The sequence below is a fragment of the Rossellomorea sp. GCM10028870 genome (assembly GCF_042666755.1).
Lineage (GTDB): Bacteria > Bacillota > Bacilli > Bacillales > Bacillaceae_B > Rossellomorea.
The window spans coordinates 389,549-402,363 of record NZ_JBHTGN010000001.1 but is presented as its reverse complement, the minus strand read 5'-3'; the positions used below and the strand labels follow the sequence as shown (position 1 = coordinate 402,363).

Below are 12,815 nucleotides of genomic sequence, written 5' to 3'. Positions count from 1 at the left end.
CATCTTTACATATACGTAAATGGATTGGTTTCAGCTTTTGACGCGAATATATTGACGATATATCCTTTTTCAGAGGATTTTTTCGCTAAATGACTGGCCACTCCATCCTTCATGACCTTTTCGATGTGATGACCTGCATCAACTACATTCAGCCCCATCATCATGGCATCGTGGGCGGTATGGTAATAAATATCTCCTGAAACGAATACATCCGCTCCCTGTCTTTTCGCTTTTCCGATAAACTTATTTCCATCTCCGCCAAGCATCGCTACTTTCTTCACTTTCGCGTCCCCATCACCGATGACTCTGATTCCGTCCATACCAAATGTTTCTTTCACAACTAAAGCAAATTCCTTAAGACTCATCTCATTTTGTAAATGTCCGATTCTACCTAAGCCTAAAGCGGGTGATCCGTTTTTAAGGGAATAGATATCATAGGCAACTTCTTCATAAGGATGATGGGTAAACATGGCTTTCAACACCTTTTTCTCTAAAGAAACAGGATAAACCGTCTCCACTTTCTCTTCAGCTACTTCCTCAAGGGAGCCTTGCTTCCCGGTATGAGGGTTCGTGCCTTCCTCAGGGAGGAATCTTCCCTTTCCTTCAGTCGAAAAGCTGCAATGTGAATAGTTTCCGATGTGCCCGGCTCCCGCATTACCGAGGGCCGTTCGAAGTTCCTTTGCATTTTCTTTAGGCACATAAACGACCAATTTACGGAGCTCCTCATGGTGAGTAGGAACGAGTACAGACGTATCCTGCAAATGCAGCATATCGGCCAGAAGGTCATTCACTCCCCCCGTCGCCACATCAAGATTCGTATGAGCCGCATACACGGCAATATCATGCTTGATTAACTTCTCGATCATCCGTCCCTGATACGTGTCCGTTTGCAGGGACTTTAGTGGACGAAAAAGCGGTGGATGGTGAGCAATGATTAATTTCACGTTGTTTTTGATTGCTTCATCCACCACATTCTCCAATACATCCAGGGTGATCATCACATTTTCAACCTTTTCGTTCAACTTACCAATTTGAAGACCAATCGGATCCCCTTCTTCTGCTAAATACTTTGGTGAAAATTGCTCAAACAGCTGGATGATCTCATGGCCGTATACGGTCTTCATAGGATAAGAACCTCCTCCACCATTTTTATTTTTTGAATAAGTTCCCGTTTACGTTCTTCCAACGCATCCGTTTTTTCGGCTTTTTCCATGTTATTCAATATATTCTTCCATTGATGAAGTTCCTGATTCCATTTTTTCAAAAATGCATTATTACGCTCCTTCATCAAAAATGGACCGAGCAGCAACTCTTTTTCAAGCTCGCCAGAGTAGTGGCGTCTCGGATTCCCTTTCTCCGCCACTAGAATTTCATATACCTTATCATCTTCTACAAGAATGTCTTCCCCTATTAAGTCCCATTCATTGTCCATAAGCCACGTTCGGATGGACCTTGCACTCACATTAGGCTGAAGGACCAACCTGGGTTGATTGGTCAGCTTTGCTTTACCCGCCTCCAGGATAGAGGCAATCAATGTGCCCCCCATTCCGGCGATCGTAATACAATCCACTTCACCTGGAGAAATCACTTCCAGGCCATTCCCTAATCTTACTTCGACCTCTTGAGTTAATTCGGCATCTTCCACTTGTTTCTTGGCAGAAAAATATGGACCCTTCACTACTTCTCCTGCAATGGCAGAGGACGCAATGCCTTTATTGACGGCATAGCACGGTAAGTATGCATGATCCGAACCGATATCAGCGATTTTAGATTGCTTGGGTATGTATGAAACAACTGTTTCTAGTCGTTTTGATAATTGTTGAATATTCATTCGTTCACCTTTATCATTTTTATTGGATACATCATGTACGTTAATCATTTTAACCAACTTTTCTCTATAAAAAAAGCCCTTTGCCTAAAAGACAAAGAACCTTTTTCAATCATTGATTATTTAAGTGACTTGATCCAGTCTGCCATCGCATCTAGATTTTCTTCAGCAATTAAACCGGCTGGCATGATACCTTTACCATTTTTAATCGTTTCTTTAATTTCATCTTTAGAAAGTTCAGTTCCCTTTAGGGCTGGACCTGCTCCACCTTCATAGTTCCCACCATGACAAGATAAACAGTTATCTTTGTAAGCTGCTTCAGGATCGAATTCCCCGCTGGAAGCCTCTTCCCCTTCTTTACCTTCCATTTCCCCGTGACCTTCTTCTTTTGCTTTTTCATCAGCGTTGTTAAGGCCTTCTAAAGATAAGAAGAAAACAAGACCAATTCCAAGAGCCATGATAAGTACGAATGGAATGATTGGATTACGATTCATGATTTTAACCTCCTTTATGTACAAAATCCAAAAATAGTGCTCTTTTCAACACTTTATATTTTACTGTAAAAAACGACAAAGTAAAAGTACTATCAATTAACTTTTCCATCTTTCTCACAAATTAGACACATTTCATGTTAAATAAGGTAAGTTTTCATTTAAAGAAGGAGAGCCCTACTGTCCCAGAGCGGACCAATAGAGCTCCTGATTGCTGTTATAGTGTTTTCACCTTATTGACATCCTATCAGCCTTGAAATGACCATTCTCTGGACTTCTGAGGTCCCTTCCCCGATTTCAAGGAGCTTGGCATCCCGTAGATACCTTTCAACATGATATTCTTTCATGTATCCGTATCCACCATGAATCTGAATGGCTTCATCCGCTACTTCCATACTGATTTCTGAAGCATACAGCTTACACATGGAGGCTTCTTTCGAAAATGGTCTTCCCTGATCTTTCAACCATGCTGCCTTATGAACCATGTTCCTTGCCAGTTCAATCTTCATTGCCATGTCAGCAAGCTTAAATTGAGTGACTTGAAATTGGGATAAGGTTTTGCCAAATTGCTTTCTTTCCTTGGAGTACTGCAGGGCTTTATCAAAGGCAGCCTGTGCCACACCGACAGCCATAGCACCGATTCCAATCCTGCCCCCATCCAGGGTGACAAGGAACTGCTTGAATCCTTCTCCTTCATTCCCCAACAGGTTTTCTTTAGGGACTTCTACATCTTCAAGGACCAACTCAGTCGTGTTTGATGAATGAAGCCCCATTTTTTCATAATTATCGATGACCGTAAATCCTTTTGCTTTAGTCGGAACGATAATCGCACTTATTTCCTTGTTTCCATTGTTTCTACCTGTAATCGCTGTTAAAGCGAGATGATTGGCGTAGCTTGCATTGGTAATATAACACTTATTACCGTTAATAACCCATTTATCCCCTTTATCCTCTGCAGTGGTTTGGGTTCCACCTGCATCGGAACCTGCATTAGGTTCAGTCAGGCCGAAAGCGCCAAATGATTCCCCTGTACAGATTGGCGTTAAGTATTCCTGCTTTTGTTCATGAGAACCAAATAGGTTAATGGGGGCTCCCCCCAGAGAAATATGAGCAGAGTACGTAATACCTGTCGACGCACAAGCCCGGCTTAGCTCTTCGGTTACAATTGCGAAACTGACCGTATCGGCGCCTGCCCCCCCATATTCCTCGGGAAACGGAAGTCCCATCATACCCAGATCAGAAAGCTTCTTGAAAATTTCTTTAGGAAACTCCTTTGTGCGGTCCCGGTCCAACGCACCAGGTGCCACTTCTTCTTCAGCAAATTCCCTGATTGTCTTTTTAATCATTGTTTGTTCTTGTGTTAAGTCAAAATTCATCCTTATCCCCCTTGTCTAACTTTGATGACTGAAAGCCCTAACTCCATTTCCATAATAGCGCTTTCAAACATAATCACTGCACTCTATGAATGCGCTCTCATTCTTATTATAAAAGGGAATGGTGAATTTTCTCAACTTTAAAAAACTTTTAAATTTTCAGAAGTTATAGTAATATATAAATAATTAGTAGGGTTCCACTGCGTAACCTGAAAGCGAAAATAACTCAGCCTCTATTTCCAACCTGCACTTTTCCAAAGGAAACTGTTCAAAAATAAGGTTATGTACATTCCGAAAGAACTCCCAGCGAATAACTCTCCTGTTATTTCTATGGAGGGGAGAAGAAGTATACAAGTGGTAGCCATATACAAGAGTAGAGGAGACAATTGTTTCTTAGTATAATAAATTCCTATCCCTACTATTAATCCGACAAAACTTGCCAAAATCGTTGTTTGCAAAACGATTGACAATTCAGTAAAATAAATGACAAATAATGAAATTATCAAATCGCACAGGTTGAAAATAAGTTTCTCGTTTGGGCATTCTTTTGATCATTGTGTTTTTCCTTCGGTATACAATGCAAGGAGATGATCACATTAGTGCTCTGGCAGCATGTTGGTTTGCTTCCAAAATTGTATTTTATTTACAATCAATTCTTTTCTTGAATCTCTTTCTGTATTCACAATTGCCACACCTTTAGCAGATGAATCCTTTAGCTACATTCGTCAAAGGTGATAAAAAACCCTTTAATTTGGGCAAAAAAAAACCACCTCTACGCATAATAGAGGCAGCAAATGGGTTCTATTCCAAAAAGTCTTTTAATCGTTTGCTTCTGCTTGGATGACGCAGTTTTCTAAGAGCTTTTGCTTCTATCTGACGAATACGCTCCCGTGTTACACCGAAGACCTTTCCTACTTCTTCAAGCGTACGTGTCCTGCCATCATCCAGACCAAAGCGTAAACGAAGAACATTTTCTTCACGATCTGTTAAAGTATCCAGTACATCTTCAAGCTGTTCTTTTAAAAGTTCGTAAGCAGCATGTTCTGAAGGAGATTGAGCTTCTGCATCTTCAATGAAGTCACCAAGATGAGAATCGTCTTCTTCACCAATCGGTGTTTCAAGGGATACCGGCTCTTGAGCAATTTTAAGAATTTCCCGAACCTTTTCAGGTGTCAAATCCATTTCTTCTGCGATTTCTTCCGGTGCCGGTTCACGCCCTAAGTCTTGTAATAGTTGTCTTTGAACGCGAATCAGTTTGTTAATGGTTTCCACCATATGAACCGGGATACGAATCGTTCTGGCCTGATCAGCGATAGCACGTGTGATGGCTTGGCGAATCCACCAAGTTGCATACGTACTGAATTTGTACCCCTTGCGGTAATCAAACTTTTCTACCGCTTTAATCAGACCCATATTCCCTTCCTGGATAAGGTCCAGGAATAGCATACCGCGACCGACGTAACGCTTAGCGATACTGACAACCAGTCTTAAGTTCGCTTCAGCGAGACGTCGTTTAGCTTCCTCATCGCCCTCTTCAATTCTCTTGGCTAGATTTATCTCTTCCTCTGCAGATAAAAGGTCGACTCTTCCGATTTCTTTCAGATACATACGAACCGGATCATTTATTTTAACCCCTGGAGGAACACTTAAATCATTCAGATTGAATTCTTCTTCCTCTTCCTTCTCTAACTCCGTGGCACCCGGATCATCATCTTCGTCATTTTCATTGATGATTTCTACACCCTGTTCACCTAATTGTTCGTAAAATTCATCCATTTGATCTGAATCCAACTCGAACCCTGATAATTTATCAGCAATATCTTCGTATGTGAGGACTCCTCTTTTTTTACCTTGGTTAACTAAAAATTCTTTCACCTGATCAACAGTTAATTCTGACGCTATTTGTTTGGAACGCGCTGACTTTTCAGCCATTTGTTCCCCTCCTTCCAACTTCCTTACAAAACCTTATTATAGAGACTTACGCAGCTGTAAGATTTCCATTGCTATTTGTGCTTCTTTTCGGTAATCCTTCAGTCGTTCTGCTTCTTTTCTTTCCACTTCTTTTTCTTTTATTCTCAACATCTTTTGATGTTTTAACACCTGATTGACATAATCTACTAATTCTTGGTCCGTACTTTCTTCGCTAATAGACATCATTTCAATGTCCGTTACGATCCTTCTTAACCTCTCATCGGGAAGATACCCAATAAAGGCACTGGCACTTGGAGGTAGACCTTCTTCATAATAACCCAATAAATAAGTAATAATAGCCTGATGTTCATCAATATTAAGGTTAGTACCTGCAAGCCACTCTTGCACCTTGTAAGCGATATTCGGATCCTTAAGCATATAGGCAATCAATCTTCTCTCAGCAGTTTGGTATGCGGGTAACAATTTAGACTGAGTCTGCCTGGTGAAAGTACCTTGCATACCTATCTGTTTAGGTGGTTTAGACTTCCGTTTGTCCGGGCCTTCCAGTTCAGTTAACTGCTCTTGAAGAGCCTCTAAAGATAGTTCGAACTCATCCGCCAAATACCTTAAATAATAATCCTTTTCAACCGCCTTACTCAGATGAGTAATTTCCTTAAGTATTTCTTCTATATACTTCAGGCGATCTCCTTCATCGTTTAAGTTTTTCTTCAGCTTATAGTACCGAAGCTTAAATGCCATGAACGTTAAGCTTGCCCCTATTACATCTTGTTGAAACTTTGTTGAACCATATTTGGAAATGTAGTCATCAGGGTCTAATTGTTCCGGTATTGAAGCGACACGAATATTCAGCTGATGATTGTGAAGAAGATTTCCTGCCCGGAATGCAGCTTCCACTCCAGCAGAATCACCATCATAACAAATGATAACGGAATCCGTTAGACGCTTGAGCAAGCCTATTTGCTGCTCTGTTAATGAAGTACCCATAGTGGCTACACCATTTTCCACTTCTGCTTCATTAGCTGAGATGACGTCGGCAAATCCTTCAAACAGGATGGCCTGTTGCTTTCTTCTAATCATTGCACGTGCGCCGTGATAATTATAAAGAATGCTGCTTTTGTTAAAAATTTTCGTTTCCGGACTGTTTAAGTACTTCGGTTCATCATTTGAATCAATGCTTCTTCCTGAAAATGCGACCGTGTTCCCTTTGGTATCAACAATAGGAAACATGATTCTTCCTCTGAAGCGATCTAAGAAGGAATTGTCTCTTTCTCTTCTAACGAGTAAACCCGCCTCTTCCATCAGCTCCAGGGAATAGCCTCGTTTCTGAAGGAACTTAACCGTGAAATCCCAGCTTGGAAGTGACCATCCAATCTGAAATTTAGTAATACTTTCAGTAGTAAACCCCCGGTCCAACAAATATTCGAGGGCTTCCTGACCTTCCTTTGTATTTAGAAGGAGATGATGGTAAAATTTACTTAATAACCCATGAGCTTCCATCATTTGCTTTTCATCTTCTTGAGGGGGAAGTTCCCTTTCAGATGAAGAGGTTTGAATGGAGATTTCTTCTCCTACTTTAGAGCCAAGCTTTTGCGCTGCTTCCAGGAAGCTTAAACCATCAACATCCATTAAAAACGTAAACGCATTTCCTCCGGCTCCGCATCCGAAGCAGTGAAATATTTGTTTGTCAGGGGAAACAGAAAAAGATGGAGTATTCTCTCCATGAAACGGACACAAACCAAAATAATTGCGCCCCTGCTTTTTCAGTTGTACATAATCACTGACGACATCTACGATATCAGTTGACGATAAAATTTTATTTAACTTATCTTCAGGGATTCTTTCAGACACGATTTATCACCTGTTTTTATTTACCCTCTTAATCCATTCTGTATTTATTAAGATTCTCCTGCAATTTCCGACAAGATTTTATCGAAGCAAATACAAAATGTTTCTCTGTCTTCATTTGTAAAAGGTTTAGGACCTTTACCATAGTTTCCTTTACGGCGTTCTTTTGCTGCGACGTATCGATAATCGAGTGCGGTGACTATACTCTCTTCCCTGTAGGCTTTTCCCCTGGGAGAGATTGCATAAACTTTTTTCGGCAAGACCAAGCTTGCCAATCCAATATCCTGGGTTACCAGTACATCCTGGGGTCTGACATGGTTCATAATGTATAAGTCAGCCGCTTCTTTCGAACTATCGACATATACCCACCTGCCTTGGTCAGGTGTGTTCTTTCTATGGGCATGAGAAGCAACAAAAACAACTTCAAATCCATATACTCTGGTAATTTTAATGATTTCCTGTTTTACCGGGCAAGCATCTGCATCTACATAGACGATAGACTTATGTTCGCTCATACTAACTATTCTACATCACTCCGTATTATCCTTCTCTCTTTATGAACTTTCCTAGAGATTTGATTAAAATTGTCGAATTTTAATTGAGACGAGACTTGACATATCACAATAATTAGTTTATTCCTTAAGGGTTTAGTCTAAACCTATTTTAAATATTTTTATCACAATTTTTTATTATAGTATAATCGGACAGGTTTGACCACTATAAAAACTCAGGTAAATGAAACCTTTCTATGCTAATGTTTATATTCACCCAAAAAAAGAATGATTCTTCCACTTTATTCAGGGAAAGAATCATTCTTTTTTACTTAAAAGTTAATCGTTTGAGTGCTGATAGATATTGGTAATGACATTCGCTGTTTCTTCAACCGCTTTGTTCGTTACGTCGATCACATGACACCCGATCCGATCGGTGATTTTCTCGAAATATTTCAGCTCATCTTCGATCCGTTGAATATTCGCATAGCTCGCCTGATCGTTCAATCCCAATGATTTTAATCTTTCACGGCGGATTGTATTTAACTTCTCAGGGCTGATCTTTAATCCGAAACATTTCTTCGGAGAAACCATAAACAGTTCCTCTGGAGGATCGACTTCCGGTACGAGTGGTACATTGGCCACTTTAATTCTCTTCAGTGCAAGGTATTGTGATAATGGCGTTTTCGATGTTCTTGATACACCCACTAAGACAATATCCGCTCTAAGGATACCGCGAGGATCTCTGCCGTCGTCGTACTTAACGGCAAACTCAATGGCTTCTACTTTCTTAAAGTAATCATCATCCAACTTTCTTACCGTTCCTGGCTCGAACAATGGTTCCTTTTGGTAAACTGATTGATATTTATCCATTAATGGACCGATAATATCGAAAGCGTATAACTCTTCTCTTTCAGCTTCTTTTTTAATATACGCCCGCATATCCGGCTTTACCAGGGTGTAAACAATAAGCCCCTGGTTTAATTTCGCTAAGGAAATCACTTCGTCGATATGTTCCAGGTCCTCTACATACGGAAAGCGTTTAATGACCGTATTGGAACCATTGAATTGGCTAATCGCCGCTTTTGTGACTAGTTCAGCAGTTTCACCCACCGAGTCGGAAACAACATAGATGATCGGTTCTCTCACGATCGTTCACCACCTTCTAATATTCATCTGCTAATGCTACAAATGCTTTCGTGATATTGGTTTTCGTAATTCTGCCTATTACCTCTAAATCGCCTTTTTCTGTTTTCTTAATCACAGGAACAGAGTCAATTTGCTTATGAATCAAGTCTTTGGCTACGCCTATTAGCTGGTCATCTTTTTCACAGACGGTAATATTGGGCATTCTCGTCATAATAATATTCACCGGCAAGGTACTAAGTTCCTGCTTCCCGATGCTCGCTCTTAAAAGATCCTTACGAGATAGAACTCCAACTAAATACGTATTGGCATCGACTACAAATAATGTCCCTACGTCCTCCAGGAACATTGTAACAATGGCATCATACACAGAAACATTTTCATTTACCACTACAGGAATCGATTGATAATCCTTAACATATATTTTGTTAAGGTTTTCTGTCAACAGCTGCGTTCCTGTTTTCCCTGTATAGAAATATCCCACTCTGGGACGGGCATCAAGGTAACCCGCCATGGTCAGAATGGCTAGATCAGGTCTGAGAGTTGCCCTGGTCAAGTTTAATTGATCGGCGATTTGTTCACCAGTGATAGGTCCGTTGTCTTTAACTATTTGTAAGATATGTTCTTGACGCTTATTAAGTTCGATTGTTACTCACCACCTAACGAACAGACTATTTATGTTATACTTTATATGAAATATTATATACTATTTAATCGAAATGAAAAGAGCATATTATCATTCTATTGTGTCAACACTATATTTTAAATTTCACTTTACAAAGAGTATCTTTTTTTAAAACAAACTTCAAATCTTTTCTCTTCATGAGATCAATAGTTGTTTTTATTCAAGCATCATGATAAAATATCTTCATCTTACAACCAATAATGCTATGACGGATCGATAAGTACTTGCTGCACTCAAGCGACCAGGGAGGGTGAAAGCCTGGAAAGCAAGGAAACGGCAATCCCGAGCTATTTAAACTTTAAAAGTGGGTATACATGTATGACACGTATATCAACTAGGGTGGAACCGCGAGTATCAAGCTCGTCCCTAGGCCATGCGCCTAGGGACGAGCTTTTTTATTTTATTTACATACATGATGAAAAGGAGTGACTTTTATGTCAATGGAACAAGTAGTAAATTTAGCGAAGCATCGCGGATTTGTTTTCCCGGGTTCTGAAATTTACGGAGGACTTGCTAACACGTGGGATTACGGTCCATTAGGTGTAGAATTAAAAAACAATATTAAGAAAGCATGGTGGAAAAAATTCGTACAGGAGTCCCCTTACAACGTGGGTCTCGATGCAAGTATTTTAATGAATCCACAAACCTGGGTAGCCTCTGGTCACGTTGGAAACTTCAACGATCCAATGATCGACTGTAAGCAGTGTAAAACACGCCACCGTGCAGACAAAATCATTGAAAATGCCCTTGAAGAAAAAGGTATTGAAATGATAGTGGATGGACTTTCGTTTGAGAAAATGGAAGAAATCATCAAGGAGCACAGCATAGCGTGCCCGGATTGCGGAAGCCAGGACTTCACGGATATCCGTCAATTCGATTTAATGTTTAAAACTCACCAAGGCGTTACGGAATCTTCAACAAACGAAATCTATTTACGCCCTGAAACGGCTCAAGGAATCTTTGTCAACTTCAAAAATGTGCAGCGTTCCATGCGTAAGAAAATGCCATTTGGTATTGCACAAGTCGGAAAAAGCTTCCGTAATGAAATTACACCTGGTAACTTCACATTCAGAACACGTGAATTTGAACAAATGGAACTGGAATTCTTCTGTAAACCAGGCGAAGACCTCGAGTGGTTCTCTTACTGGCGTGAATTCTGTAAAAACTGGTTGCTTAACCTGGGAATGAACGAAGATAACATGCGTTTACGCGATCATGATAAAGACGAATTATCCCATTACAGCAATGCAACTACGGATATTGAATACAAATTCCCATTCGGATGGGGAGAGCTTTGGGGCGTAGCAGATCGTACAGACTTTGATCTAAAGCGTCATATGGAACATTCTAATGAGGATTTCCATTACATGGATCCTCAAACAAACGAAAAGTATGTACCATACTGTATCGAACCGTCTCTCGGAGCAGACCGTGTAACTCTTGCGTTCCTGTGTGATGCCTTTGAAGAAGAGGAGCTTGAAAATGATTCACGTACAGTGCTTCGTTTCCATCCGGCACTGGCTCCATTCAAGGCTGCGGTACTGCCGCTTTCGAAGAAGTTGTCTGATGATGCATTCAAGGTGTATGAAGAATTATCACAGGATCTTATGATTGACTTCGACGAAACAGCATCAATCGGTAAACGCTACCGTCGTCAAGATGAAATCGGTACACCATTCTGTATCACATTTGACTTTGACTCCGTTGAAGATCGTCAAGTGACCGTGCGTGACCGTGACACAATGGATCAGGTAAGAATGCCTATCAGCGAAGTTAAAGCATTTTTACAGGGAAAAATTCAATTTTAAAACCTAAAGCGGAGGGGCTTTGCCCAGAGGCGACAAGCATAAGACGAACATACCGGAAAGGCGTTCTTTGCCTTTTTGGTATGTTTGACTTATGACCTCGAGCCTCTAAGCCCCGGAGCTAGCAGACACATAAAAAACAGGCCCATTCACATATCGTGAATGGGCCATTTCTATATAATCACAAGCAGCTTTATAAGCTAGAATAAGTCCTTTAGGTTATCCATTTGGTCGAGGAACCTTCTGGATTTTAATGTTAAACCTGAATTTTCATCGTAATAAGTCCTGATTACCCGCTTCAATTGAAGTTTTGTTTCATCTTTTACCGATATATTTCCCAATCGATTGAGATCAAAATAGTAAAATACCCTCAGAAGCTTCACAGTGCTTTGTGAGATCGGAAAATGATGAGGATCTTCACTTAGACAGCGATGACAGATGAATCCATTTTCTTTAAAGGAAAAGGCGAACTCACCATCAGCTTCCCCGCATACACTACATCCATTCAAATGAGGATACAGCCCCAATACCGGGAGCATCTTCATTTCAAATATGTGCATAAGAATCTCAGGATCATAGTCTTCATTTAAATAGTGAATGGTCTTGTAAAGCAATTCAAATAGAAATGGGTTCGGTTTCCGGTCCTCCGTCGCTTTGTCGAGAAGGTCGACGATGTAAGTGGCATAAGCCGTCTTAAACAAATCTTCCCTTACATGCCTTAACGATTCAACCATCTCTCCCTGTTGGAGAGTCCCCAGCCCACTTCCTTTAATAAAAAGGAAATAACCATATGTAAACAATTGTGAAATGGCGGATAGACGGCTATTAGGTTTCTTTGCCCCTCTAGCCATCAATCCAATCTTTCCGAATTCTCGTGTGTATATGGTAACAATTTTGTTCGACTCACCGTAATGATTCGTTCGAATAACGATTCCTTCACACTTCTGTAGCATATAGCCACCTCCCGATATCAATCCACCCGGGTGATGACAAACTTATCACGTTAAAGGAAAATCAACTTCCGCTGTTTCTTCTTCAAAGCTGTAAGGATCCTCAACCGTCTCCTTTTCAAGCTCCTTAAAAAGTAAATAGGTGTCTATACTTCCTGTCTGCGAAAAAAATTTCCATGTTAAGTCTAACATAAAAAACCCACCTTTCTGGATTTAAACTAGCAAGACTTCATAAGCTTTCTTGTGATTAGAATGAGCATTTTCTCTCT

At 40.4% G+C, this 12,815-nt stretch carries 12 protein-coding genes; 1 reads left to right on the top strand and 11 read right to left on the bottom strand.

Features of this window, described 5'->3' with window-relative positions; all coding sequences use genetic code 11:
• Positions 1–5: 5 nt before the first annotated feature.
• From ACFQWC_RS02010 to ccpN, 9 genes are all read right to left on the bottom strand, one after another.
• Positions 6–1,124, bottom strand: coding sequence for a Nif3-like dinuclear metal center hexameric protein (locus ACFQWC_RS02010; protein ID WP_377105827.1), 1,119 nt, complete (start codon positions 1,122–1,124; stop codon positions 6–8).
• Positions 1,121–1,831, bottom strand: coding sequence for a tRNA (adenine(22)-N(1))-methyltransferase (locus ACFQWC_RS02005; protein WP_299739616.1), 711 nt, complete (start codon positions 1,829–1,831; stop codon positions 1,121–1,123). The genes ACFQWC_RS02010 and ACFQWC_RS02005 overlap by 4 nt, the downstream gene beginning before the upstream one ends.
• A gap of 116 nt (positions 1,832–1,947) precedes the next feature.
• Positions 1,948–2,322 (bottom strand): cytochrome c550, encoded by a 375-nt coding sequence (gene cccA / locus ACFQWC_RS02000; protein WP_044339623.1) that lies wholly within the window; start codon positions 2,320–2,322, stop codon positions 1,948–1,950.
• A gap of 230 nt (positions 2,323–2,552) precedes the next feature.
• Complete coding sequence (locus ACFQWC_RS01995) at positions 2,553–3,695, bottom strand: acyl-CoA dehydrogenase (RefSeq protein ID WP_299738470.1); 1,143 nt, start codon at positions 3,693–3,695, stop codon at positions 2,553–2,555.
• 798 nt (positions 3,696–4,493) lie between these two features.
• Positions 4,494–5,624 (bottom strand): RNA polymerase sigma factor RpoD, encoded by a 1,131-nt coding sequence (rpoD, locus tag ACFQWC_RS01990; protein ID WP_044339621.1) that lies wholly within the window; start codon positions 5,622–5,624, stop codon positions 4,494–4,496.
• Between the two features lie 36 nt (positions 5,625–5,660).
• Positions 5,661–7,472 carry a DNA primase gene (gene dnaG / locus ACFQWC_RS01985; RefSeq protein ID WP_299738473.1) on the bottom strand — a complete coding sequence of 604 codons (1,812 nt, stop codon included), beginning with the start codon at positions 7,470–7,472 and terminating at the stop codon, positions 5,661–5,663.
• A 47-nt stretch (positions 7,473–7,519) separates the two neighbouring features.
• The gene (locus ACFQWC_RS01980; RefSeq protein ID WP_299738475.1) at positions 7,520–7,984 is read right to left on the bottom strand and encodes a YaiI/YqxD family protein; all 465 of its coding nucleotides are present in this window, start codon (positions 7,982–7,984) and stop codon (positions 7,520–7,522) included.
• Between the two features lie 315 nt (positions 7,985–8,299).
• Positions 8,300–9,112, bottom strand: coding sequence for a pyruvate, water dikinase regulatory protein (locus ACFQWC_RS01975; protein ID WP_299739618.1), 813 nt, complete (start codon positions 9,110–9,112; stop codon positions 8,300–8,302).
• A gap of 13 nt (positions 9,113–9,125) precedes the next feature.
• A complete protein-coding gene (gene ccpN, locus ACFQWC_RS01970; RefSeq protein WP_044339617.1) occupies positions 9,126–9,752 on the bottom strand; it encodes a transcriptional regulator CcpN in 627 nt (208 codons plus the stop codon).
• A gap of 473 nt (positions 9,753–10,225) precedes the next feature.
• On the opposite strand from ccpN, the gene ACFQWC_RS01965 reads away from it, so the two are divergent.
• Positions 10,226–11,599: a glycine--tRNA ligase gene (locus ACFQWC_RS01965; RefSeq protein WP_299738477.1), complete on the top strand. Its 1,374-nt coding sequence runs from the start codon at positions 10,226–10,228 to the stop codon at positions 11,597–11,599.
• Positions 11,600–11,796: 197 nt separating this feature from the next.
• Here ACFQWC_RS01965 and recO read toward each other — a convergent pair whose 3' ends face one another.
• Entirely contained in the window at positions 11,797–12,549 is a 753-nt protein-coding gene (gene recO / locus ACFQWC_RS01960; RefSeq protein ID WP_299738479.1) for a DNA repair protein RecO, read from the bottom strand.
• A gap of 45 nt (positions 12,550–12,594) precedes the next feature.
• Entirely contained in the window at positions 12,595–12,738 is a 144-nt protein-coding gene (locus ACFQWC_RS01955) for a YqzL family protein (protein WP_341356603.1), read from the bottom strand.
• Positions 12,739–12,815 lie beyond the last annotated feature (77 nt).